Raw genomic sequence first — 23,121 nt, 5'->3', positions numbered from 1 at the left:
TCTGCCTTCCGAACTTCGCCCACTCACACGGCACCTGCGATCACGGCCGACACGGCGGCCGCCACGGTGGGCGCCACCGCGGCGTGACGGCGAGCATGGTCCACCTCGTCCGCACGGGTGCGGGGCGTGGGCACGAGGATCGCGCGTGCACCCGCAGCCTGTGCTGCGCCGATGTCCGCGCCGATGTCCCCGATGAGGACGCAGTCGGCTGGGGACAGGCCCAGTTCCCGTGCGGCGGCATCGACCATGCCGGGGCGGGGCTTGCGGCACCCGCACCCGTCGGCCTCGCCGTGGGGACACACCTGCCATGTGTCGAACGGACCCAGCAACGTCTCGACGCGTGCATTCACCGCGTCCAGTTGCTCGGGTGCCACCAGACCGCGGGCCACGCCGGACTGATTGCTCACCACGCCGACCTTGATACCGTTGTCGCGCAACAGGTCCAGGGCCTCGCGCGCCCCGTCGACGGGTGTCACCGCGTCGGGATCGGCCAGATAGGGGACGTCCACGATGATGGTGTCGTCGCGGTCGAACAGCACGGCCCGCGCCGGACCCGTGGACGCGTCCGACCGGACGAGACGATGACGCAGCTCCCCGCGTGCCCGGTACGCCACGGCGAGTGGCGGGATCAGCACCGACGTGACGGCCATCGAGACGCACTCCCGTGACGAGAGAGGTCCCGCGGCGATGCGGCGCGCCGCGAACTCCGCGGTGAGTGTCGCCCAGGCCGACGCGGCGGCGGCGGCGATCCTTCGCCGGCCCCTCGACACGGATCGCACGGCGACGACGGCCGTCAGCGTCGTGACGACGTGGCGGGGCATCATGCCCGGACCCTCACCGATCTCGGAGCGCCAGTCGCCGCCGTACTTCAGGCGCATCAGCGCGTTGTCCTCGTTGCCACGTTGCGCGCGCAGACTCGCCCACGGGTCCGCGCTCACGGCGGGCTGGTGCGTGGTGATCCTGGTGCCGGTGACGATGTCGTACCCGGCACGGCGAACGCGGACCGCCAGGTCCGAGTCCTCGCGGTACGCCCGTGGGAACCGCTCGTCGAAGCCGTCCACCGTGCGCAACGCCGTGCGTCGATACGCCATGTCGGCAGTGATCCACCGCGCCGTGGACAGCGCCGCGGTGCGGCGTTCGTCGTCGGTGGGCCGACGGTCCGTCGGCAGTGGCACGTCGATCACGGCCTGCGACGCCCCCACGGACGACGGCAGTCCGCGCAGGTCGCGCACGAGGTGGTCCCGCCACGTCGACGCGACCGTCACGTCGTCGTCGAGGAACGCGACCCACTCGCTGCTCGTGTGGCGCCAGCCGACGTTGCGTGCAGCGGCTGGTCCACGCCCACCGCAGCGGACCGGTCGGACGGTGAGATCGAGTGCGGGGAGGTCGAGGGGCTCGGTCGCACTGCGCGGCCTGTCGTCGACCACCACCACGACGTCCGGTGTCGGACCCGTTCCCGAGTCGAGCGCACGCAGCAGTGTGGCCAGGCCGGGCCGACCGATCGTCGGGATCACGACGGACCACGTCGGCTCGCTGTGGGCCGGCGCGCTCATCGGCTTCGCCGGACGAGGAACGGTCCGATGGCCAACGCGTCGACGGGAGAGGATCCGAACAGCTCGAGGGCGTCGTGCGGGCTGTCCACCATGGGTCGGCCCGCGGTGTTGAGGCTCGTGTTGACGACGACCGGGATGCCGGTCCGGCGATCGAACTCGCGCAGCATCGCCGCGGTCGGCCCCGAACCGTCCTCCACGGTCTGGATGCGCGCGGTGCCGTCGACGTGGGTCACGGCCGGGAGCCGATCGCGCCACGCCGGGTCGACGTCGTGCACGAACAGCATGTAGGGGCTGGGAATCGGACCGCGGGAGAACAGTTCGGGAGCGCGATGCGCGAGCACCATGGGTGCCACGGGCCGGAACTGCTCGCGCCCCTTCACGTCGTTGAGGCGCTCGACGTTTCCGGCATGACCGGGATGGGCCAGCAGCGAGCGGTGGCCGAGCGCGCGGGGACCGAATTCGGACGGGCCCTGGAACCACGCGACGATTCCGTTGTCCGCCAACACCTCCGCCGCGGCGGAGGCGATGTCGACGGGCCGCTCGAACGGCACCTTGGCCACGGTGAGCTGGGCGGCGATCTCGTCGTCGCTCCATCGGCGACCGAGAGCCGCCGTCGTCATGGGCGCGATGGTGTCACCGGCCTCGGCGGCCACCGTCGCTGCTGCGCCCCACGCGGTTCCGCTGTCACCGGCGGCCGGCTGGACCCAGATATCGTCGAACGGACCCTCGGCGAGCACACGGGTGTTGGCCACACAGTTGAGTGCGGTTCCGCCGGCCATGGCCAACCGGTGTTCGCCGGTCCTGTCGGCGAGTTCGCGGGTCAGGGCGAGCAGCACCTCCTCCACGACGGCCTGCACACTGCAGGCCAGATCCGCGTGGCGCTCGTCGAACCGCGCGTCGGGGGCACGGCGGGGCACCAGCTGCTCCCAGTCGATCCACTCGGTGCGGAAGCCGCCGTCGTCGGTGACGTGGACGAACCGACGCAGCAGAGGGAGGTGCCGGGGCCGTCCGTACGAGGCCAGTGCCATCACCTTGTACTCGTCACTCGAGCGAGCAAACCCCAGGTGTTCGTTGAGGTCCTCGTACAGCAGTCCGAGGGAGTGCGGAAGGCTCTGCGTGGCATGCACTTCGAGCTTGGAGTCGATGTAGCGGCCGGACAGCATCGAGGTGCTCTCGCCCCGGCCGTCGGACACCAGTACCGCGCAGGAGCCGCCGAACGGAGCCAGCAGCCCCGCCGACGCGGCGTGCGCGACGTGGTGCCGCACATGGTGGAACGACCCCACGGGTGCCCCGCCGAGAACGGTGGACAGGAAGTGCGGAGCGCGCTCGGCATAGGTCGTACGCAGCTCCTCCCACCGTGGATCGAGGCCACCGTGGCGATCTCCGTGCACGGCGTCGTGGTCCACCAGGGCGGGGTCGTACGAGTACGCGACGGCATCGATGTCCGACGCGTCGAGGCCGGCGTGATCGAGGCACCAGCGAATCGCCGCCTCGGGAAGCTCCCACGCGGAGAACGGAACCGGCCGCTTCCCGTGCTTGCGTCGGGAGAAGCGCTCCTCCTCCGCCGCGGCCACCGTGCGGCCGTCGACCATGACCACGGCGGCCGAATCGTGGAACACCGCGTTGATCCCGAGCACGCGCATGACTCACCTCCTCTTCGTCCGATCGATCCTCCGGCCGCGCCGGTGAGGCCCGATCTACCCGCCGGCCGCGCCGGTAAACACCGTGTTCGGATTCGGTCGTGATGACGGAGCGGTGTCGGCGAACCACCGGACCGTGCGGGTGAGACCGTCCGCCAGGTCGACGGTCGGGCTCCATCCGAGAGCAGTGCGCGCGACGGTGATGTCGGGGCAGCGGCGCTGGGGGTCGTCCTCGACCGGCGGGCACGGTGCCACGGTGAGGTCGCACCCCACGACCTCGGCCACGGCGCGCGCGATCTCGAGCACCGTCCGTTCGTCCGGGTTGCCGATGTTGACGGGCCCGGGATGCGCCGACCGGACCAGTGCGAGCAGCCCGGCAACGGTGTCGTCCACGTGGCAGACCGACCGGGTCTGCAGGCCGGAGCCGGTGACGGTCAGCGAGCGGCCCTCCAGGGCCTGGCACACGAAGTTCGGAATCATCCGCCCGTCGTCGCGGCGCATGCGCGGGCCGTACGTGTTGAAGATGCGGGCGATCGCCGTGTCGACGCCGTGCGTGCGCCGGTAGGCCGCGGTGAGCGCCTCGGCGTAGCGCTTCGCCTCGTCGTAGACGCTGCGCGGACCGGTGGGGTTGACGTTCCCGTGGTACGACTCGGACTGCGGGCTGACCAGCGGATCGCCGTACACCTCACTCGTCGACGCCAGCAGGAACCGGGCACGGTGCTCGCGGGCGAGCTCGAGAGCCCGCTCGGTTCCGACGGCACCCGCGTGCAACGTCTCGAGAGGCAGCCGGTGATAGTCGTCGGGGGAGGCCGCGGACGCGAGATGGAAGACCTGTCCCGGGTCGGCACGGGTGATCGACCGGGGCAGCGGTTCCGTGATGTCGTGCTCGACGACACGGAACCGCGCCTCGCGGTGGAGGTGCTCGATGTTGTCGAGCGACCCCGTGACGAGGTTGTCCACACAGACCACCGCGGTGCCGTCGGCGAGAAGAGCCTCGCAGAGATGTGATCCCACGAATCCCGCGCCGCCGAACACGACCGCGCTTCTCGACGACCTGCCAGTTCGATTCGATCCAGCTCCCTTGGACATGGCGCGGCAGATACCCGTGAGTGCACCCGGCAAACGCGTTTGTCCGGACCCGTTCCGGGTAGACCGGGCGCGTGTCGGGCAGTGAGACGAGCGGTTGCGAGGAGAGGTCGCGCACCACGGTGGTGGTGGCGACACGCAACCGTGCGGACGAACTGGCCACCACGCTGCACCACCTGACGCGGCTGCGGCCGCGACCGCCGGTGATCGTCGTGGACAACGCCTCCTCGGACGGCACCGCGGACGTGGTACGGCGGGCAGTCGAAGAGGGTGCGGACGTGCGCTCGATTCCACTGTCGCGCAACGAGGGTGCCGCGGCCCGCAATCGGGGCGTATGGGCCGCCGAGACCGAGTTCGTCGCCTTCGCGGACGACGACTCGTGGTGGGAGCGGGCGGCGCTGACGACCGCGGAACGAATTTTCGACGTCCATCCGGACATCGCCCTCGTCGCAGCGCGGACGGTGGTCGGCCCCGAGTGTCGGGACGACCCCGTCAACGCGGCCCTGCACGTCAGCCCTCTGGCGTCCGGCAGTGCCGACGTCGACGACCCCGGTCCGCCGGTGCTGGGATTTCTCGCGTGCGCTGCGATCGTGCGGCGCAGAGCCTTCCTGGCCGTCGGCGGCTTCTCTCCGGTCCTGCAGTTCGGCGGTGAGGAGACCCTGCTCGCCTTCGATCTGGTGGCGGCGGGTCATCGGGTGGTGCACGTGTGCGACGTGATCGCACACCACCACCCGTCGACCCGACGCATGGCGACGATCGCCCGACGGAACCTGGAGTCGCGCAATGCAGTTCTCACGGCACTGATGCGCCGACCGGTGGGTGAGTGCGTCCGGTCGGTGACGACGCTGGTGGCGCGCGCACTCGTCGATCCTCGCGTGACGCCGGCTCTCGTGGGCGCGGCGCTCCGTGCCCCGACCGCACTGTGGCACCGACAGACCCTGCCCCCGGACGTCGAGCGGGCCGCTCGCGCTCTCGAGACCACACCGGCGGCGTCCGGGCACCCCGACGAGGAGGTTCGAGCATGACCGAGACAGCCGATCGTGTCACCGTCGTGATGATCACTCACGACCGACGGGACGAGCTTCACCGCACGCTGAAACACATGACGTCGATCTCGGACGCGGCCCCGATCATCCTGGTGGACAACGCCTCCACGGACGGTACGGCGGACATGGTGCGGGAACTGTTCCCCGAGGTACGGCTTCTCGCCCTGTCGGAGAACCTGGGCGGGGTGGCCCGGAACCGTGCGGTGGATCTCGTGACGACGCCGTACGTCGCCTTCTGCGACGACGACACGCGCTGGCAGGAGGGCGCACTGACACTGGGGGCGGTGCGACTCGACGCCTATCCGGCCCTGGCGACGGTCACGGGCCGCTGTCTGGTCGCGCCGTCGCTGGTCGAGGATCCGATCACTCCCGAGTTCCGGGAGAGCCCGATCGAGGGTCCCGCCTGGCTTCCCGGTCCTGCTCTTCTCGGGATCATGGCGGGGCTGACGATGATTCGCGTGTCGGCGTTCCGGAGAGTGGGCGGATTCTGCGAGAAGATGTGGCTCGGCGGCGAGGAGGAACTGTTGGCCCTCGACCTCGCCGCGGCCGGCTGGTGGATGGTCTGGGAGGAGGGCATGGTCATCGAACACGAACCGTCGGTGAGCCGCGACTCCACCCGCCGTCGTCAGCTCGGGATCCGGAACACTCTGTGGACGCTGTGGTTACGCCGGCCGGTGCGCAGCGCACTCCGCCGTACCGTCGCGGTGGTGCGGTCCGCCCCCCGGGACCGCGCGACGGCGTCGGCGGTGTGGGAGGCGATGCGGTCCGCCGGATGGGTGGCACGCGAGCGGACAGTGGTGCCGCCGTTCGTCGAACGGGGCCTCGTACTCCTCGAGGAGCCGCAGTCGCGGTCGGTGGCGCGGCGCTACGTGGGGTGACAAGTTCGGGGGCTGACGAGATCGGGTTCGACCGGGCCTCACACCCGGTCCAGCTGGTCGTCCCCCGATCCGTCCGCGGTGTCGGCGGCGGCCGGCTCCGGAAGCAGTGACCGGTAGACCCGATCGGTGTCGACGGCGATCTGCTCCCACGAGTACCGCGCACGAGCGCGATCGGCGGCCGACATGCCGTAGCCGGTCCGCCGACCCTCGTCGTTCAGCAGGCGACGGACGGCGTCGGCGACGGCGGCAGGCGTGCGTCGGTGGACGAGAACTCCGGTGACACCGTCGATCACGGTGTCGAGGAAGCCACCGACCGCGGCGGCCACCACCGGGATCCCGCACGCCATCGCTTCGAGCGGCACGATCCCGAACGGCTCGTACGTGGGAGTGCAGACCACGATGTCGGCGGAGCGGAGAAGGTCGGGCATCGTCTCGTGGGAGACCTGTCCGACCAGGCGGACGCGGTCGGCCACACCGTGGGCGACGGCGATCTGCTTCAGGCGTCGAGCCTCGTCGTCGTCCGAGACGTCGCTGCGCTCGCCGCCGGCGATGATGAGGTCGGTGTCCGGAATCGACGCGAGGGCCGCGATCGCCAGGTCGAATCCTTTGCGAGGCACCAGTCGGCCGACGGCGACCAGCCGCCGCCGACGCGCGGGGTCGGGAGAGCTGACCGGCGCCGGCTGGAACTTCTCGAGGTCCACGCCGCACGGCACCACCGACACCCGCCGGCGCGGTATGCCCATCCGGACCAGTTCGGTGACCTCGTCCGAGCACGTCGCGACGACGTGATCGGCTCCGCGTGCGATGAGCCGCTCGATCTTCGGTCGGCTCGGCGGCGACGTGTCGCGGGTGCCCTGGTGCCGACGCTTGACCACACCGAGTGCGTGGAAGGTCACGACCGTGGGAATCGCGAGCGGACGCGCCGCGAGCTGGGTCGCGAGCCCCGACATCCAGAAGTGGGCGTGGACCACGTCGGGTCGGTCTCGCGTCCAGTGCTCGGCCAGGTGCGAGGCGAAGTCGCCCATGTGGGGCAGTAGTTCGTCCTTCGGTACCGGCTCGGGCGGACCTGCCGGAACGTGCACGACGCGGTAGCCGTGATCGACGGTGACCTCGTCGGGGAGGTCGCGGGAGTCGCGCCGGGTGAAGACCGACACCTCGTGGCCGCGGTCGACCAGGGCCGCGGCCAGCGCCGCGACGTGGACGTTCTGGCCCCCCGCGTCGATTCCGCCGAGCGCGGCGAGCGGGCTTGCGTGTTCTGACACCATGGCGATGCGCATGAGGAATCCGTCCCTCGGATCGTGCGTTCCGAGACGTCGCTGGTGACTGAACGACGTCCCTCTCGGTCGGTGGAGCGGGTGGAGATGGTCTGGTCGGGTGAGCGGCTTCAGGGGAGGACGGCGGCGAGTGCGCTGTCCCATCGGTCGAGGAAGGTCGGGAGGTCGTGTCGTGCGGAGACGAAGCTGCGTGCCGCCTTGCCGGCGAGCTCGGCTGCGATCGGCTCGTGGACGAGTTCGCTGATTCCGGCGCGGAGGACGTCGACGTCGTTGGAGAGGACGCCGACCTCGGGCGGCACAGTGGCCGCCACCTCGGTCGTCGCCACCGCCACGACGGGCATGCCCAGGTACATCGCCTCGAGCAGTGACAGTCCCAGCGACGTCCATCGTGCGGTGTGCACGTAGACGCGGCGTCGAGCGATCTCGCGGTGCAGCTCGTGGCCCTGCACGTCGCCGAGGCCGCGGACGTTCGCGGTCGGCTCGTCCAGTTCGCGGGTTCCCATCCCGAACACGTCGAGCGGTGCGGCGCCGGCCAGCGGGCCGAGGAGGTCGGTTCCCACCACGCGTCCGCGTCGGACCGGGTCGTTGATCATGGTGACGGCTCGGGGCAGCGAGCCCGTGTAGAGCGGACCGGGGTCGGCGATGCCGTGCGGGATCACCGTCGTCGGCGCGACGCCGGTGTCCCACATGAGGCGATTGAACTCGGTCACGTGCACGACAGGGATGTCGCTCCGATCCGCCAGCGGGTGGACGGAGTGCACGGGACTCGGTCGTGGCGCGTTGTGCTCGACGTAGATCGCCGGGACGTCGCGGCCGGGTCGTCGACCCAGAATCGCTTCCGCCAGCTCGAGCTCCTGCGGGCGTTGCAGCACGACGACGTCGACATCCTGCGCGGGCGCACGATCGACCGGTACGTCGATCACGGAATCCGACCAGGGTCGCCCACACCGTCCGCGCCCCCACTCGTCACCGGTGTCGTTCACCGGGAGCAGGTACCGGTGTCGACCCGCGACGAAGGCGGACGTCCACGATCCGTGCACGTGCCACAGCAGCACCGAACAGGACTGGGACATACCGCTCGGATAACCCGGATCGAAGGAAAAAAACATCCGGACGGCGTTCAGCTCCGAATGCTTGTCCCACATCTCACGCCGAGGTCACTTCATCGGATCGTTTCCCCAGTTCATCAGCGAGTAGCGCCACCGCGAGTGCTCCACGTCCTTCGAGGGGCCCTGGGCGCGATGTCGGTGCACGTATCCGACGACCTTTCGCATCGCGGCGACGTCGTCGTCCGTGAGATCGGATTTCTTCGTGTCCAGGATCGAGGTGATGCGCCGCCCCATCTCGTGCCCCGTCGACTCACCGTCCTTCGAGTCACCGACGGAGCGGGACTCGTCGGTCGTCAGCCAGTCCTCGAGCTCCTTCCTGGTCATGTTGACCGCGTCCTTCCAGTCGTCCCACACGTCGTCCACCGTCTCGTTCTTCTTCGTCATGACGCATCGCGTTCCCCGGAAGCGAGGGCGGCAATCCCGGTCGTTTGACGTCCGTCCTGACGGGCAGACCTCCGGACGAGTCGACCGAACACCCGTCGGACACACCGTGGGAGGAACCGATGTATCCGAACTCACTCCGTGCGTTGACCGAGTACACCGGACCTTTCGTGTCCGTGTACTTCGAGGATTCGCACGACACCGAGGACGCGCGAACGCGCCTCGAGCTCAGCTGGCGCGGGATCGAGGAGGAGTTGCGGGAGCGGTCCGCACCGGACGAGGCCGTGGAGGCCCTCCGGTCCGCGGTGCTGGACGCACCGCCCGCCGTCGGTCGCAGTGGGCGCGCTTTCATCGCTGCCGGGGCGACGGTGCTCGTCGACGAGCGCCTCCTCGGCCCGCCCGTCCGGACGGAGGTGCGGGTGTCGGAATTGCCCTACCTCGTTCCCCTCGTCGACCACGGCCCCGTGGACCTGACCTACCTGGTGGCGTGGGTCGATCACGCGGGAGCCGACATCACCGTGCACGGACCCGGCGGAGTGCACGAGGAGACCGTCGACGCCGTGTCCGGACCCGTTCACCAGGCAGCCGGGGCGGAGTCCGCCGGCTACGGCACCCCGCAGCGCCGTACGGACGACGCCGCGCGCCGCAACGTGAGCGCCGTGGCCGACCGGGTGACGCACCTGATCGACGAGCGACGGCTCGACGTCGCGTTCGTCGCCGGGGAGGTGCGCTCGCGATCCGATCTGCGCGGCGCGCTCCCGGAACGCACGGCGGACGTCGTGGTCGAGCTCGACATCGGGGCACGCGGAAGTGGGGACCACGACGAGGAACTGGCGCACGCGATCGAGGAGGAGGTCGAGCGTCGACGACTCGCCGCGATGGACGACGCCGCCCGGAGGTGGTCGGCCGAGACGGGCCGGGGGTCCGGGCTCGCGATCGACGGTCTCGACGACGTCTGCGCAGCGGTGCGCGACGGCAGCCTGGAGACGCTGCTCGTCGGGGATCTCCCGGAGGTCACCGTGGTCGCGGACTCGTCGCCCACCATGATCGCGCCGGAGCCCGACGCGCTCTCGGTGTTCGGTGTCTCTCCCGCCCGCACGCTGCGGGCCGACGAGGCCGTCCCGTTCGGTGCGCTCCACCTCGACGCCGAGGTGCTGCGCGTCGACGAGCGGATCGATCCCCGCGACGGCATCGCCGCGCTGCGCAGGTACGCGACGTGAGGGGTCGACACCGGACGTGATCGAGCCCGCGCACCGCGCCCGTGCGACCATCTGCCGATGAGTGTGTTGGTGTGCTTCCATGCCCATCCCGACGACGAGGTGTTCGGCACCGGCGGGATCATGCGGTCGGCGGCCGACGCCGGCCACCGAGTGGTGCTGGTGACGGCGACCGACGGTGCGCTCGGTGAGGTGCCCGACGGCCTGTTGACCGAGGGCGAGTCGCTGCACGATCGGCGGCAGCGTGAACTGGAGCGCTCGGCCGAGGTGCTGGGGGCACAGCGCGTGGTCGTGCTGGGATACGCGGACTCGGGGATGGCCGGGACCGAGGGCAACACGAACCCGCACGCCTTCGCCAACGTGGATGTCGAAGAGGCCGCTCGGCGGCTCGCGGACGTTCTCGTCGAGGAGCAGGCCCGTGTCCTGACGGTCTACGACTCGCACGGTGGTTACGGCCATCCCGACCACGTGCAGGTGCACCACGTGGGGGTGCGCGCCGCGGCCATCGCCGAGGTGCCGTTCGTCTACGAGGCGACGATGAACCGTGATCGCATGCGCGAGATGATGACGGCGAACCCCAACTGGGATCCGGGCGAGAACGAGGACGCCTCGCAGCTCGACATCGAGGCGTTCGGCCTGCCCGAGTCGGAACTCACCACCGCGGTGGACGTGTCCGGTGTCCTGGCCGCCAAGCGTGCGGCGATGGTGGTGCACGAGTCGCAGATCGGTGACTTCGGCCCGTTCATCCCCATGTCGGACGAGGATCTCGCGTCCGCGTTCGGCACCGAGTGGTTCCGACGCATCGTGCCCCCGGTCGACGCGCCCGGCGCCGTGCGCGAGACCGCACTGCCTCTGTAAGTCCGGCACCGGGGGCGGTTTGGTGGCGGGAGCGCAGGGTAGCCCGGAGCATGAGCCTCGTCACAGGAGATGTCGGAGTACGCCTCACGGTCAACGGCGAGGAGCACCGGATCGAGTGCGACGTCCGGACGACCCTCCTCGACGCGCTGCGTGAGAGGCTCGGGCTGACCGGGTCCAAGAAGGGGTGCGACCGCGGTCAGTGCGGATCGTGCACGGTGCTGTCCGGTGGTCGGCGCGTGGTCAGCTGCCTGACGCTGGCCGTCGCGGCACAGGACGACGACATCACCACCGTCGAGGGGCTCGCCGACGGCGAGGACCTGCATCCCGTGCAGGCGTCGTTCCTCGCGCACGACGCATTCCAGTGCGGCTACTGCACCCCCGGTCAGATCTGCTCTGCCGTCGCCGTGCTCGACGAGGTGAAGAACGGATGGCCCAGCGCCGTCACCGAGGACCTCGACGGCGTGCCGACGGCCTCGGACGCGGACATCCGAGAACGGATGAGCGGCAACATCTGTCGGTGCGGCGCCTACCCCAACATCGTCGATGCCGTGCGAGAGAACATCGACGGTATATCTGCAACGACGACGGAGACGGGCGCGGACCGGTGAGAACATTCGCGTACGACCGTGCCGCCGACGCGTCGACCATCGCGTCCGCACTCGCCGAGGGGTCCACCCGCGTGCTGGCCGGCGGAACCAACCTCGTGGATCTGATGAAGCTGGGAATCGAGACCCCGGACCGGCTCGTCGACATCACGGGTCTGGCCTTGGCGGACATCGAGTGGAACGACGGCAGTGGCGGTGGGGTGCCGGGTCTGCGCGTCGGGGCCCTCGTTCGCAACAGCGATCTGGCCGCCGACCCCGTCGTGCGTTCGCAGTTCCCCGTCCTGTCGCGCGCCGTGCTCTCGGGTGCGTCCGGTCAACTGCGGAACATGGCGACCACAGGTGGGAACCTGTTCCAGCGCACCCGCTGTCCGTACTTCATGAACGTCGACACCGCGTGCAACAAGCGTGAACCGGGCTCGGGCTGTTCGGCCCTGGACGGCGATCGGCGCAACGCCGCGGTGCTGGGCGCATCGCAGCACTGCATCGCCACCCATCCCTCGGACATGGCCGTGGGCCTCGCGGTGCTCGATCCCACTGTCACCGTCGTCGGCACCGACGGAGTACGCGAGATCCGGTTCGCCGATCTGCATCGGCTTCCCGAGTCCGCACCCGAACGCGATTCGACTCTGCGGCAGGACGAGTGGGTGACGCACCTCGACATACCGCCGCTTCCACCCGGTGCGCGCTCGACCTATCGGAAGGTGCGGGACCGTGCGTCCTACGCCTTCGCGAGGGTGTCCGTCGCCGCCGTCGTGGTCGTGGAGAACGGGGTGTTCACCACGGCGCGCATCGCGCTGGGCGGAGCCGCTCACAAGCCGTGGCGGGCCACGGTCGCCGAGTCCGAGCTGCTCGGGGCGATCCCGTCCCGGAGCGGCGTGATCGCTGCGATGGAGCGCGAGCTCGCCGCGGCACACACGTTCCCCGACAACGACTACAAGTTGTCACTCCTCGCGTCGACGGTGGCCTCCACCGTGATGTCCCTCGCCGACGCGGCCGCGGACGAGGCGGCCACCCGATGACCGTCACGGGAACACCGGTCGAGCGGCTCGAGGGCCGCGACAAGGTCACCGGAGCCGCCCGGTACGCGGCGGAGTACCGGGACGTCGGTGGAGAACCAGCGCACGCGGCGATCGTCGGCGCCGCCGTTCCGGCGGGGCGTGTGCTGGACGTGGATCGTGCTTCGGCGCTGACGCTTCCGGGTGTCCTCGCCGTGCTGTGGCACGGTAACGCTCCGACGCTCGGGTCCGCCGGGGACGGCGAGTTGCAGGTGCTCCAGTCCGATGTCGTCGCCTACCGCGGGCAGATCGTCGCCGTGGTCGTGGCGGAGACGTCGGAGCAGGCGGCGTGTGCGGCCTCCGTTCTGGACGTCACGTACGAGAGTCGCCAGTGCGACAACGAATTACGGGAGCATCACCCGGGCATCTACGCACCCGAGCAGGTGAACGCGGGCTTCGACACCGATGTCGTCACCGGGGAACCGGAGCGGCGCTTCGAGGAGTCCGCGGTGCGCGTCGACGTCCGCTACACGACGCCGCCCGAACACAATGCGCCCATGGAGCCGCACGCGTCGATCGCCGCGTGGAGCGAGGACCGGTCGACCCTCACGGTCTGGGACTCGACGCAGGCGCCGTCCGGCGTGGCCGGAGATCTCGCCGAGCTCTTCGGCGTCGACTCGGACGCCGTGCGCGTCATCGCCCGGCACGTGGGCGGCGGCTTCGGATCGAAGGGGAGCACGCGACCGAACGCGGTCGTCGCGGCCATGGCGTCGTCCGTCGTGGGTCGGCCGGTCTCGTTTCCGGTTCCACGCCGGTCGACCTTCGACTTCGTCGGCTACCGGACGCCGACGATCCAGCGGGTCCGACTGTCGGCGGACGCGGACGGCTCGATGACGGCGTTGCTGCACGATTCGCTCCAGCAGACCTCCACCGTGATGGAGTTCGTGGAGCAGACGTCCGAGGGCAGTCGCCACGTGTACGACATCGACGACGTCTCGACCACGCATCGCGCGGTCGCGCTGGACGTCGGGACACCGCGCTGGATGCGCGCTCCCGGTGAGGCGCCCGGCATGTTCGCTCTGGAGTGCGCGGTGGACGAACTGGCCCACGCGCTCGGAACGGACCCCGTCGAGTTGCGGCTGCGGAACGAGCCCTCGGTCGATCCCGCGGACGGGCAGACCTACAGCTCACGTACCGTCCGCGCCGTCTTCGAGGAGGGCGCGCGGCGCTTCGGTTGGGCCGGTCGTGACCCGCGGCCCGCGATACGCCGAGAAGGACGCACCCTCGTCGGGACCGGTGTCGCGATGGCGACCTACCCCGCGATGACGTCGCCGAGCACGGCGCGGGCGACCGTCCGTGACGACGGGACGGTCGACGTGTCCGTCGCCGCGTCGGACATCGGTACCGGCGCACGAACAGTGCTCGCCCAGATCGCCGCCGACGCGCTCGAGGTCGCGCTGGACCGGGTCCACATCCACGTCGGGGACAGTGCGCTGCCCACGGCGCCCGGCGCAGGCGGGTCCTCGGGTACCTCGTCGTGGGGCTGGGCGGTGACCAAGGCCTGTCGTGCGCTGCGCGCGGACGGAGACCTCGCACCGGGCGCGACGGCCACCGCGGACACCACCGACGACCTCGAGGAGCGTGCGGCGCTGGCGCGGCAGGCGTTCGGCGCCCATTTCGCCGAGGTGCACGTCGACGTCGACACGGGGGAGGTCCGCGTGACGCGGATGCTGGGCGTCTTCTCCGTGGGCCGTGTGCTGAACCCTCGGTTGGCTCGGTCACAGCTCCTGGGCGGCATGGTGTTCGGTATCGGCATGGCACTCATGGAGGAGGGCATAGTGGATCGACGACACGGCGGCTTCCTCAACGCCGACCTCGCGGAGTACCACGTCCCGGTGGACGCCGACGTCGCCGACATCGAGGCGATCTGGGTCGAGGAGCACGACGACGATCTGAACCCGATGGGCAGCAAGGGGATCGGCGAGATCGGCATCGTGGGGTCGCCTGCTGCCATCGCCAACGCGGTGTTCCACGCGTGCGGTGTCCGGGTGCGAGACCTGCCCATCACTCTCGACACCCTGATCGAGCGGATGGACCCCGCGCTGCGCCTGTGACCACCCGGTCAGCCCAGCAGATCGTCCAGGCGCTCGTAGCCCTCCCGCATGCCCTTCTCCATGCCGCTCGCTGCCATCGAGTCCCGCGCCTCCAGTGTCGGGTACACCGAGTGGCCCTCCAGCCGGCAGCGGTCACCCAGGTCGACGAACGTGAGGAACTCGATGCTCACCACGTCGGGGAAGCCCTCGTACTCGAAGGTCTGCACGGCGAACTCGTTCGTCCGCACCGTGTGGAACATGCCGTGGAACGCGTACTCCGCACCGCCGGGATCACGGTGGACGTAGCGGTACCGGCCACCGCCGCGGAAGTCGTACTCCTCGACCGACATCTCGTAGCCGGCGGGACCGAGCCAGCGGGACACCAGTTCGGGCTCCGCGTGCGCCCGGAAGACCGCGGACACGGGTGCGTCGAACTCGCGCCGGACATCGATGAACGGCAGACCCGCCGGTGAGAAGATGTGCAGCGCCCTGTCGCCGGTTCCGGTCATCGTCGTCTCCTCGATCTCGGGTGGCGGGGAGGTCCAGTGTGAATCAGTGCTGGTCGTCGGTCGTGTGGATTCGAGAAGAACGGAAGGTGGTAGACACATCGGGACATGATCGCCGGTTCCACCGCGGCGAGGGTGTCTGCCATCACACTGCCGCGACAGCTCGGGGGACCCACGTGCGTATCGCTCTGCTGTCCTACCGGAGCAAGCCCCACGTCGGCGGTCAGGGTGTCTACGTCGCGCGTCTGAGTCGAGCGCTGGTGGACGAGGGGCACGAGGTCGAGGTGTTCTCCGGTCAGCCCTATCCCGATCTCGACCCGCGGGTGCGGCTCACGCGAGTACCGAGCCTCGACCTCTATCGGGACGACGATCCGTTCCGCACCCCGCGGCCCTCCGAGATCCGAGACCTGGTCGACGTGTCCGAGGTGCTGACCATGTGGACGGCCGGGTTCCCGGAGCCCCGCACGTTCGGGGCGCGCGCCGCTCGTATGCTGCGCGCGCGAGCCGACGAGTTCGACGTGGTGCACGACAACCAATCGCTGAGCTACGGATTGCTGCGCATCCCGTTGCCGCTCGTGGCCACCATTCATCACCCCATCACCCGCGACCGTGCCCTCGACCTCGCGGCGGCGCCGTGGCGACGACGGATCACCGTGCGGCGCTGGTACGGCTTCCTCACCATGCAGCGGCGGGTGGCGCGCCGGATCCCGCGGTTGCTGACCGTGTCCCGCTCGTCCGCGGTGGACATCGTGGACGCGTTCGGGGTCGCTCCGGGTGCGGTAACGGTGGTCCCGCTCGGGGTCGACACCACCGTGTTCACCCCCGGCGCGGCGCCGCGAGTTCCCGGCCGCATCGTCGCCGTCGCGAGTGCCGACGTCGCCCTCAAGGGTGTGCGGCACCTTCTCGAGGCGGTCGCGAAGATGCGCACCGAGCGGGATGTCGAACTCGAACTGGTGTCGAAGGTGGACCCCGCAGGGCCGACCCGGACGTTGATCGACGATCTCGGTATCGACGACATCGTGCGGACGCGGAGCGGTCTCGACGACGCCGAACTGGCGCGCGTGCTGGCGTCGGCCGACGTGGCCTGCGTGCCGTCGCTGTACGAGGGCTTCTCGCTCCCGACCATCGAGGCCATGGCCTGCGCGACCCCCCTCGTGGTGAGCCGCACCGGGGCGATCCCCGAGGTCGTGGGGCCCGACGGGCTCTGCGCCGATCTGGTGCCTCCCGGTGACAGCGACGCCCTGGCGCGGGCCCTGATGCGCGCGCTGGACGACGAGCCCCGCCGACGCGCCATGGGCGAGCGCGGGCGGGAACGGGCCACGCAGACCTACGGCTGGCCGGCGGTGGCCGCCGCGACCGTCGCGGAGTACGAGAAGGCGATCGCCGATCGCCGTGGACGAGGGAATCGAGAGACGACATGCTGACGATGGACTTCGACCGGCTCGGCTTCGGTGCGGGCGATCGCGTCATCGACATCGGGTGCGGCCAGGGGCGCCACTCCTACGAGTTGTACCGCCGCGGGGCCCATGTCACCGCCTTCGACCAGAACGCGGACGAACTCGACGAGGTCAAGGTCATGTTCGGCGCGATGGCCGAGGAGAAGCAGGTACCGGAGTCCGCCACGGCGGAGACGGTCGTCGGCGACGCGTTGTCCCTGCCGTTCCCGGACGAGTGGTTCGACGGGGTGATCGTGTCCGAGATGCTCGAGCACGTGCCGGACGACGCGTCGGCCATCGCCGAGATCGCGCGCGTGGTGCGCCCCGGCGGCACGGTGGCGGTGAGTGTCCCGCGCTGGTTGCCCGAGCGGGTCTGCTGGTCCCTCTCCGACGAGTACCACGCGAACGAGGGTGGCCACGTCCGGATCTACCGTGGGAGTGAGTTGGCGGCGTCGCTCACCGCGGCGGGCCTCGAGGTCACGCACACCCACCACGCGCACGCACTGCACGCTCCGTACTGGTGGCTCAAGTGCGCGGTCGGGGTGCGGAACGACGATCACCCGCTGGTGCGCGGCTATCACTCGATGCTGGTGTGGGACATGATGAAGGCCCCGCGCACCACCCGAGTGCTCGAGCAGGTCCTGAATCCCGTCATCGGCAAGTCCGTGGTGATCTACCTGCGCAAGCCGGAGACCGGGATCGGCGGACCGGGGGCCGGACGTGGCGCTCACTGATCACGTGACCCCGTCGGTTCCCGGAATCCTGTCCGCCGAGCAGTGTCTCGCCAGTGCGCGCAGCATCGCCGCCGTCCAGGTCCGGTCCGGGGCGATTCCGTGGTCCGAGGGCGGGCACCTCGACCCGTGGGACCACGTCGAATCGGCCATGGCGCTCAGCGCCGCGGGCCTCGTCGAGGAGGCCGACGCCGCGTACGAGTGGTCGCGGCGCACGCAGCGCAGCGACGGCACCTGGCCGATCCGGCTGCGCGGCGACGTCGTGGAGGACGCCGGCGCCGACACCAACTTCTGCGCATACATCGCCGTGGGAGTGTGGCACCACTTCCTCGTCACCGGCGACGACAACTTCGCCCTGGCCCTGTGGCCCACCGTGCGCCGCGCCGTCGACTTCGTCCTCGGTCTGCAGACCGACCGCGGCGAGATCGCCTGGGCCGCAGGGCCGAACGGATCGCGTGCCGAGGCCCTGCTCACCGGGAACGCCAGCATCCACCACAGTCTGCGGTGCGCGCTGGCCCTCGCGGCGTACATCGGCGACCCGCAGCCGGACTGGGAGGTCGCCGTCGGCCGGCTGGGTCACGTTCTGCGGCATCACCTCTCGGCTTTCACGCCGAAGCCGTCGTACTCCATGGACTGGTACTACCCGATCCTGGGCGGCGCCGTGCGCGGACCGGCGGCCGGGCGGCGCATCGACGACCGGTGGTCGGACTTCGTCGTGGAGGGGCTCGGCATCCGCTGTGTCGACGACCGACCGTGGGTCACCGGTGCCGAAACGTGTGAGCTGGTTCTGACTCTCGACGCGATGGACCGGGTCGACGTGGCGACGGACCTGCTCGGAAGCATGCAGCACCTGCGGGACGACGACGGGTCGTACTGGACCGGGTTGGTCTACGCGGACGGCAAGCGGTGGCCCGTCGAGAGGACGACGTGGACCACCGGAGCCATGATTCTGGCGGCCGACGCCCTGTCCCGGTCCAGTGCCGGATCCGGCATCTTCCGGGGGGACGATCTGCCCGTCGGGCTCTCCGGTGCGCATCGCAGCTGCGGTTGCGCCGGGGAGTTCTACCCGGCGAGCGTGCCCGGCTGACCCGAGGTCCGCACCAGCACTCGCAGTGAGCCGACCACGCGGTTCTCGGTGAACATGCCGCTGTCGAGGGCACGCCGGTAGATGCGGTACGGGGCCTGCCCGCCGTCCGCCGGATCCGGGAACACGTCGTGGATGAGCAGGGCGCCTCCGACCGCGACCCACGGCGCCCACCCCTGGAAATCGACGGTGGCCGCCTCGTCGGTGTGGCCGCCGTCGATGAACAGCACGTCGACGGGATGCTTCCACAGCGTGGCGACGTCGCCGGAACGGCCGACGACGGCGACGACGACGTCCTCGAGGCCCGCCCCCGCCAGGGTGCGGCGGAATCGTCCGAGAGTGTCCAGCGCACCGGTGGCCGGGTCGACGAGCGTGGTGTCGTGGTACTCCCAGCCGACCTGGTGCTCCTCGGATCCGTGGTGGTGGTCGACGGTGACCACACGGCCGCCCGTGGCGCGCGCCGCGGCGCCGAGGTACACGGTCGACTTGCCGCAGTAGGTGCCGATCTCCACCACCACGCCGTCGCCCAGGAACTCGGCGGTGGCGTCGAAGAGCGCGAGTCCCTCGTCGGCGGGCATGAATCCTGTTGCCGCCTCAGCGAACTCGCGCAGGTCGTCGGGCATGACGGGACGTGCGGGGGTGTCGGTCACACGGGCGAGCCTAGCTGGTCGAACACCTTGCCCGGGTTGAGGATGCCCTGCGGATCGAGTGCGTCCTTGACCGCGCGGTGCATCGCGAGGACCACCGGATCGAGTTCCTGGACGAGTCCGTGCATCTTGAGCAGGCCGACGCCGTGCTCGCCGGTGACCGTGCCGCCGAGGGCGAGTGCGGCGTCGATGATCTCGGCGAACGCCGCCTGCGAGCGTGCTCGGGCGGCGTCGTCTCCCGGGGGTGTGATGAGCAGTGGGTGCAGGTTGCCGTCGCCGGCGTGGGCGATGTTGGCGATGACGACGTCGTGGGCGATGCCGATCTTCTCGATCCGCGACAGCATTTCCGGCACATGCCGTTTGGGGACGCACACGTCCTCGGTGAGCACCGGGCCCAGTCGTTCCATGGCCGGGTAGGCCAGGCGCCGCGCCGCGAAGAGCGCGTCCGCCTCCTCCTGATCGGTGGACACCGCCGACCAGGTGGCGCCGCCCTCGTCGAAGCAGGCGAGCATTTTCTCAGCCTCCTGGTCACCGATCTGCCCGGGGGTGTCCACGCGGCCGAGCAGCACCACTTCGGCGTCGACGGACAGTCCCATGTTCTTCCACGCGTCCACCGCGAGGAGGCACTGCTTGTCCACCAGTTCCAGAGCGGAGGGGGTGAGCCCGGCGGCGGCGACGGCGGCGACCGCTCGGCCCGCGTCGACGATCGAGTCGAAGTAGCCGGCGACGGTCCGTTGCGGGTCCTGGAGGGGGCGCAGTTTGACGGTGATCTCGGTGATGACGCCGAGTGTTCCTTCCGAGCCGACCATCAGCCCGGCGAGGTCGTACCCCGCGACGCCCTTCGCGGTGCGTCGGCCGAGTCGGACCTTCTCACCGGTGCCCGTGACCACCTCCATGCCCATGACGTAGTCGCGGGTCACGCCGTACTTCACGCAGCACAGGCCGCCGGCGTTGGTGGCGACGTTGCCGCCGATGGTCGACCACGGCGAACTCGCCGGATCCGGTGGGTACCAGAGGCCGACCTCCGCGACGGCAGCGCGCAGATCGTCGTTGATCACGCCCGGTTGCACGACGGCGTACCGCTCGAGGTGATCGATCTCGGTGATCGCGGTCATGCGGTCGAGCGCGAGGACGATGCACCCCGCGGTGGCGTTCGCGCCGCCGGAGAGCCCTGTCCCGGCGCCGCGGGTCACCACGGCGGTGCCGTGGTCGAGGCATGCCCGTACCGTCGCCTGGACCTCGTCGGCCGTGGCCGGACGCACCACCGCGAGAGGGGTCGCGGACGGCGCCCACTCGGCCTCGTCGTGCTGGTAGGACGCCATGACGTCGGGATCGACCACCACCCGATCGGCGGGGAGTACGGCGAGCAGGGCATCGACGATCATCGGTCGAGCGTAGCGCCGGGCGACCGCCCGCCCGCCGGATCCCGCCCCCCTCTTCGGAGGGTGGTGGGAGTGGTTCAGGTCACATACGTTCCTCCCGAGTCCGACGATTCGGACGATCCTCACCTCGGATGGAGAACCATGACCACAGTTTCGCCGGACGACGCGACGGCGCGCGCCACCTCGGCACCACCCGTCGCGGCACCGCCCGCCACGAGCGTCCGCAAGGTGGCCGTCGCCAGCGGCATCGGAACGACCATCGAGTTCTACGACTTCTTCATCTACGGCACCGCGGCCGCGCTGGTGTTCCCGACGGTGTTCTTCCCGGCACTGGGATCGACAGCCGGCACCGTGGCCTCGTTCGCCACCTTCGCCGTCGCGTTCGTCGCGCGTCCCGCAGGAGCCGTGCTGTTCGGCCACTTCGGCGACCGCATCGGCCGCAAGAAGACGCTGATCTCGACGCTGCTGTTGATGGGTGTCTCCACCTTCGTCATCGGGCTGCTCCCCGGTGCCGCGACCATCGGCGTCGCCGCACCGATCATCCTGGTGGTGCTGCGGTTCGGGCAGGGGTTCGCCGTCGGCGGTGAATGGGCGGGAGCGACGCTGCTGACCGCCGAGTACGCACCGGCGAAGCGGCGCGGCTTCTACGGCATGTTCCCGCAGCTCGGTCCGGCCGCCGCCTTCATCCTCTCCAGCGCGACGTTCCTGGTGACCGGCGCCGTCTTCGGCGACACCAACGACACGTTCCTGAACTACGGGTGGCGGATCCCGTTCCTCTTCAGCGCCGTGCTGGTGCTGATCGGTCTCTACATGCGCCTCGCGATCGAGGAGACGCCGGTGTTCAAGGCCGATCAGGCCGCCGCCGCGACCACGCCGTCCGCTCCCACCCGGCTCCCGGTGCTCGAGGCGTGGCACGTGCAGAAGCGCGAGGTGCTGCTCGCGGCCGGTGCGCTGGCGTCGCTGTTCTCGCTGTTCTACATGGGCACCGCGTATCTCACGAGCTACGGCACGAAGACCCTCGGCTTCGACCGGCCGTTCGTGCTGTGGACCGGCATCGTCGGTGCGGTGATCTTCGGCATCACCATCGCGCTGTCGGCGACGTTCTCGGATCGGGTGGGTCGGCGCCGCGTCATCATGGTGTCCTGCGCGGCGGCCGTTCCCTGGTCGCTCGCCCTGTTCCCGATCCTCGACACGGGATCGAGTACGGCGTACGTGATCGCGATGTGCGTGACCCTGTCCATCTTCGGTATCGCCTACGGCCCCACCGGTGCGCTGCTCCCGGAGCTGTTCCGGACCCGGTTCCGCTACACCGGTGCCGGTCTCGGCTACAACCTGGCGGGCGTGCTCGGCGGTGCGATCCCACCGCTGCTGGCGGCTCCGTTGACGGCGCAGTTCGGCAGCATCGCCGTGGGCGTCATGCTGGCGCTCCTGTCGGTGCTCAGTCTGATCTGCACGCGAGCACTGGTGGAGACGAAGAACAACGACCTGACCTGACCCCACGACGACGAATCCGGTGCAGAGATCCGCGGTGAACGCGGATCTCTGCACCGGATCTCGTGTGCGTGGAGGCTAGCGAGTGCCGCCCTTGGCGTACTCGGCGATCGCGTCGATGTTCGTCGAGTCGATGAAGGCCGGGCCGGTCAGAACGGGCGTGCCGCCACCGATGGTGTTGCCGTTGTTCAGGTACAGCCACAGCGAGTCGACGGCCAGGTAGCCCTGGAGGTAGGGCTGCTGATCGACGGCCCACGCGACGTCGCCGCTCTGGATGGCCTCGACGAGTGCGGCGTTGGTGTCGAAGGTGACCACCGTGGCCTCGGAGTTGGCGTTCGCCTTGGACTGCACCGCGGTCAGCGCGATGGGAGCGCCCAGGGCGACGATGTGGTCGATGGTCGGATCCTGCTGCAGCTTGGCCGTGATGGTGGCCTCGACGGACGGCATGTCCTTGCTGTTGACGTTCAGGATCTCGGTGGAACCGCCGGTGAAGCCCTGCGTCACACCCGCGCAACGGGATTCGAGGGCGACCTGGCCCTGCTCCTGGATGATGCAGAGGGTCTTCTTCGCACCCTCGGTGGTCAGACGCGCACCGACGGCCTGGCCGGCGATGGTCTCGTCCTGGCCGAAGTACTGCTGGACGCCCTGGTCCTTCCACGCGTCGTAGCCGGAGTTGAAGGCGACGACCGGGATGCCGGCGGCCGTGGCGGCCTCGACGGCGGGTGCCATGGCGTCGGGCTTGGCCAGTGTGACCGCGATGCCGTCGACGTCGGAGTCGATGGCGCTCTGCACCAGGTTGGCCTGGTTCGGTGCCTCGGGATCGGCCGAGTAGCGCAGCTCGATGTTGTCCTTGGCCGCAGCCGCCTCGGCGCCCTTGCGGATGAGGTCCCAGAACGTGTCACCGGGAACCTCGTGCGTGATCATCGCGATCGTGGCGCGCGGGGTGTCGGCCGTGCCGGCGTTGCCGCCGCCGTCACCGGAGGACTCCGGTGCGCCGCCCGAACTGGAGCAGCCCGCTGCCAGGCTGACGCTCAGTGCCACGCCGAGAGCGACAGCAGTGCCCCGACGGGTGAAATGACGTGTCATTCGGTCTCTTTCTCGAACGCCGA

General features: G+C 70.1%; 21 protein-coding genes. 11 read left to right on the top strand and 10 right to left on the bottom strand.

Features of this window, described 5'->3' with window-relative positions:
• Positions 1-23: 23 nt before the first annotated feature.
• The 3 genes from OHB23_RS18460 to OHB23_RS18450 are packed head-to-tail and all read right to left on the bottom strand — an operon-like array spanning position 24 to position 4,282.
• Positions 24-1,553 carry an HAD-IIIA family hydrolase gene (locus OHB23_RS18460; RefSeq protein ID WP_328810102.1) on the bottom strand — a complete coding sequence of 510 codons (1,530 nt, stop codon included), beginning with the start codon at positions 1,551-1,553 and terminating at the stop codon, positions 24-26.
• Complete coding sequence (locus OHB23_RS18455; protein ID WP_328810101.1) at positions 1,550-3,196, bottom strand: carbamoyltransferase family protein; 1,647 nt, start codon at positions 3,194-3,196, stop codon at positions 1,550-1,552. The genes OHB23_RS18460 and OHB23_RS18455 overlap by 4 nt, the downstream gene beginning before the upstream one ends.
• 54 nt (positions 3,197-3,250) lie before the next feature.
• Positions 3,251-4,282: a GDP-mannose 4,6-dehydratase gene (locus OHB23_RS18450; RefSeq protein WP_222638218.1), complete on the bottom strand. Its 1,032-nt coding sequence runs from the start codon at positions 4,280-4,282 to the stop codon at positions 3,251-3,253.
• 71 nt (positions 4,283-4,353) lie between these two features.
• Here OHB23_RS18450 and OHB23_RS18445 point away from each other — a divergent pair, with 71 nt between their 5' ends.
• Positions 4,354-5,304, top strand: coding sequence for a glycosyltransferase family 2 protein (locus OHB23_RS18445; protein WP_328810100.1), 951 nt, complete (start codon positions 4,354-4,356; stop codon positions 5,302-5,304).
• Positions 5,301-6,203, top strand: a complete 903-nt coding sequence (locus OHB23_RS18440) for a glycosyltransferase family 2 protein (RefSeq protein ID WP_328810099.1) — start codon at positions 5,301-5,303, stop codon at positions 6,201-6,203. The genes OHB23_RS18445 and OHB23_RS18440 overlap by 4 nt, the downstream gene beginning before the upstream one ends.
• Positions 6,204-6,241: 38 nt before the next feature.
• Here OHB23_RS18440 and OHB23_RS18435 read toward each other — a convergent pair whose 3' ends face one another.
• The 3 genes from OHB23_RS18435 to OHB23_RS18425 form a co-directional block, all read right to left on the bottom strand.
• Entirely contained in the window at positions 6,242-7,480 is a 1,239-nt protein-coding gene (locus OHB23_RS18435) for a glycosyltransferase (RefSeq protein WP_328810098.1), read from the bottom strand.
• 107 nt (positions 7,481-7,587) lie between these two features.
• A complete protein-coding gene (locus OHB23_RS18430; RefSeq protein ID WP_328810097.1) occupies positions 7,588-8,550 on the bottom strand; it encodes a glycosyltransferase in 963 nt (320 codons plus the stop codon).
• A gap of 84 nt (positions 8,551-8,634) precedes the next feature.
• Complete coding sequence (locus OHB23_RS18425) at positions 8,635-8,970, bottom strand: DUF3140 domain-containing protein (protein ID WP_328810096.1); 336 nt, start codon at positions 8,968-8,970, stop codon at positions 8,635-8,637.
• Between the two features lie 119 nt (positions 8,971-9,089).
• Here OHB23_RS18425 and OHB23_RS18420 point away from each other — a divergent pair, with 119 nt between their 5' ends.
• The 5 genes from OHB23_RS18420 to OHB23_RS18400 are packed head-to-tail and all read left to right on the top strand — an operon-like array spanning position 9,090 to position 14,756.
• Entirely contained in the window at positions 9,090-10,187 is a 1,098-nt protein-coding gene (locus tag OHB23_RS18420) for an Rv2629 family ribosome hibernation factor (RefSeq protein WP_328810095.1), read from the top strand.
• Between the two features lie 57 nt (positions 10,188-10,244).
• Positions 10,245-11,042, top strand: a complete 798-nt coding sequence (locus OHB23_RS18415; protein WP_027503965.1) for a PIG-L family deacetylase — start codon at positions 10,245-10,247, stop codon at positions 11,040-11,042.
• Positions 11,043-11,092: 50 nt separating this feature from the next.
• On the top strand, positions 11,093-11,650 hold the full coding sequence (locus OHB23_RS18410) for a 2Fe-2S iron-sulfur cluster-binding protein (protein ID WP_328810094.1): 558 nt from the start codon (positions 11,093-11,095) through the stop codon (positions 11,648-11,650).
• Positions 11,647-12,666 (top strand): FAD binding domain-containing protein, encoded by a 1,020-nt coding sequence (locus tag OHB23_RS18405; protein ID WP_328810093.1) that lies wholly within the window; start codon positions 11,647-11,649, stop codon positions 12,664-12,666. Before OHB23_RS18410 ends, OHB23_RS18405 begins: the two co-directional genes overlap by 4 nt.
• Positions 12,663-14,756 carry a xanthine dehydrogenase family protein molybdopterin-binding subunit gene (locus OHB23_RS18400; RefSeq protein WP_328810092.1) on the top strand — a complete coding sequence of 698 codons (2,094 nt, stop codon included), beginning with the start codon at positions 12,663-12,665 and terminating at the stop codon, positions 14,754-14,756. The genes OHB23_RS18405 and OHB23_RS18400 overlap by 4 nt, the downstream gene beginning before the upstream one ends.
• A gap of 8 nt (positions 14,757-14,764) precedes the next feature.
• Here the strand turns inward: OHB23_RS18400 and OHB23_RS18395 are convergent, their stop codons facing one another.
• Positions 14,765-15,244, bottom strand: a complete 480-nt coding sequence (locus OHB23_RS18395; protein ID WP_328810091.1) for an SRPBCC family protein — start codon at positions 15,242-15,244, stop codon at positions 14,765-14,767.
• A 173-nt stretch (positions 15,245-15,417) separates the two neighbouring features.
• Between OHB23_RS18395 and OHB23_RS18390 the strand changes: the two genes are divergently transcribed.
• Genes OHB23_RS18390 through OHB23_RS18380 form a run of 3 tightly spaced genes read left to right on the top strand, consistent with a single transcriptional unit; the run spans position 15,418 to position 18,495 of the window.
• The gene (locus tag OHB23_RS18390; RefSeq protein WP_328810090.1) at positions 15,418-16,665 is read left to right on the top strand and encodes a glycosyltransferase family 4 protein; all 1,248 of its coding nucleotides are present in this window, start codon (positions 15,418-15,420) and stop codon (positions 16,663-16,665) included.
• A complete protein-coding gene (locus OHB23_RS18385) occupies positions 16,659-17,411 on the top strand; it encodes a class I SAM-dependent methyltransferase (RefSeq protein WP_285188372.1) in 753 nt (250 codons plus the stop codon). Before OHB23_RS18390 ends, OHB23_RS18385 begins: the two co-directional genes overlap by 7 nt.
• Before the next feature lie 4 nt (positions 17,412-17,415).
• Complete coding sequence (locus OHB23_RS18380; RefSeq protein ID WP_328810089.1) at positions 17,416-18,495, top strand: prenyltransferase; 1,080 nt, start codon at positions 17,416-17,418, stop codon at positions 18,493-18,495.
• Here the strand turns inward: OHB23_RS18380 and OHB23_RS18375 are convergent.
• Together OHB23_RS18375 and OHB23_RS18370 are read right to left on the bottom strand one after the other, a co-directional pair.
• Complete coding sequence (locus OHB23_RS18375) at positions 18,471-19,115, bottom strand: class I SAM-dependent methyltransferase (RefSeq protein WP_037184236.1); 645 nt, start codon at positions 19,113-19,115, stop codon at positions 18,471-18,473. The genes OHB23_RS18380 and OHB23_RS18375 overlap by 25 nt on opposite strands.
• A gap of 23 nt (positions 19,116-19,138) precedes the next feature.
• The gene (locus tag OHB23_RS18370; RefSeq protein WP_222650237.1) at positions 19,139-20,524 is read right to left on the bottom strand and encodes an FAD-binding oxidoreductase; all 1,386 of its coding nucleotides are present in this window, start codon (positions 20,522-20,524) and stop codon (positions 19,139-19,141) included.
• Positions 20,525-20,662: 138 nt separating this feature from the next.
• On the opposite strand from OHB23_RS18370, the gene OHB23_RS18365 reads away from it, so the two are divergent.
• A complete protein-coding gene (locus OHB23_RS18365) occupies positions 20,663-22,015 on the top strand; it encodes an MFS transporter (protein ID WP_222627478.1) in 1,353 nt (450 codons plus the stop codon).
• A 75-nt stretch (positions 22,016-22,090) separates the two neighbouring features.
• Here the strand turns inward: OHB23_RS18365 and OHB23_RS18360 are convergent, their stop codons facing one another.
• A complete protein-coding gene (locus tag OHB23_RS18360) occupies positions 22,091-23,098 on the bottom strand; it encodes a substrate-binding domain-containing protein (RefSeq protein ID WP_027503955.1) in 1,008 nt (335 codons plus the stop codon).
• Positions 23,099-23,121 lie beyond the last annotated feature (23 nt).

The organism is Rhodococcus sp. NBC_00294 (assembly GCF_036163995.1).
Classification (GTDB): Bacteria; Actinomycetota; Actinomycetes; order Mycobacteriales; family Mycobacteriaceae; genus Rhodococcoides.
This window is presented reverse-complemented; position numbering and strand designations above follow the sequence as displayed.

What these genes read in the sequence shown, in the direction of transcription:
- OHB23_RS18460 (WP_328810102.1), bottom strand. Translation starts at nt 1,553, where the DNA reads ATGAGCGCGCCGGCCCACAGCGAGCCGACGTGGTCCGTCGTGATCCCG.
- OHB23_RS18455 (WP_328810101.1), bottom strand. Translation starts at nt 3,196, where the DNA reads ATGCGCGTGCTCGGGATCAACGCGGTGTTCCACGATTCGGCCGCCGTG.
- OHB23_RS18450 (WP_222638218.1), bottom strand. Translation starts at nt 4,282, where the DNA reads ATGTCCAAGGGAGCTGGATCGAATCGAACTGGCAGGTCGTCGAGAAGC.
- OHB23_RS18440 (WP_328810099.1), top strand. Translation starts at nt 5,301, where the DNA reads ATGACCGAGACAGCCGATCGTGTCACCGTCGTGATGATCACTCACGAC.
- OHB23_RS18435 (WP_328810098.1), bottom strand. Translation starts at nt 7,480, where the DNA reads ATGCGCATCGCCATGGTGTCAGAACACGCAAGCCCGCTCGCCGCGCTC.
- OHB23_RS18430 (WP_328810097.1), bottom strand. Translation starts at nt 8,550, where the DNA reads ATGTCCCAGTCCTGTTCGGTGCTGCTGTGGCACGTGCACGGATCGTGG.
- OHB23_RS18425 (WP_328810096.1), bottom strand. Translation starts at nt 8,970, where the DNA reads ATGACGAAGAAGAACGAGACGGTGGACGACGTGTGGGACGACTGGAAG.
- OHB23_RS18420 (WP_328810095.1), top strand. Translation starts at nt 9,090, where the DNA reads ATGTATCCGAACTCACTCCGTGCGTTGACCGAGTACACCGGACCTTTC.
- OHB23_RS18415 (WP_027503965.1), top strand. Translation starts at nt 10,245, where the DNA reads ATGAGTGTGTTGGTGTGCTTCCATGCCCATCCCGACGACGAGGTGTTC.
- OHB23_RS18410 (WP_328810094.1), top strand. Translation starts at nt 11,093, where the DNA reads ATGAGCCTCGTCACAGGAGATGTCGGAGTACGCCTCACGGTCAACGGC.
- OHB23_RS18400 (WP_328810092.1), top strand. Translation starts at nt 12,663, where the DNA reads ATGACCGTCACGGGAACACCGGTCGAGCGGCTCGAGGGCCGCGACAAG.
- OHB23_RS18395 (WP_328810091.1), bottom strand. Translation starts at nt 15,244, where the DNA reads ATGACCGGAACCGGCGACAGGGCGCTGCACATCTTCTCACCGGCGGGT.
- OHB23_RS18385 (WP_285188372.1), top strand. Translation starts at nt 16,659, where the DNA reads ATGCTGACGATGGACTTCGACCGGCTCGGCTTCGGTGCGGGCGATCGC.
- OHB23_RS18375 (WP_037184236.1), bottom strand. Translation starts at nt 19,115, where the DNA reads ATGCCCGACGACCTGCGCGAGTTCGCTGAGGCGGCAACAGGATTCATG.
- OHB23_RS18370 (WP_222650237.1), bottom strand. Translation starts at nt 20,524, where the DNA reads ATGATCGTCGATGCCCTGCTCGCCGTACTCCCCGCCGATCGGGTGGTG.
- OHB23_RS18365 (WP_222627478.1), top strand. Translation starts at nt 20,663, where the DNA reads ATGACCACAGTTTCGCCGGACGACGCGACGGCGCGCGCCACCTCGGCA.
- OHB23_RS18360 (WP_027503955.1), bottom strand. Translation starts at nt 23,098, where the DNA reads ATGACACGTCATTTCACCCGTCGGGGCACTGCTGTCGCTCTCGGCGTG.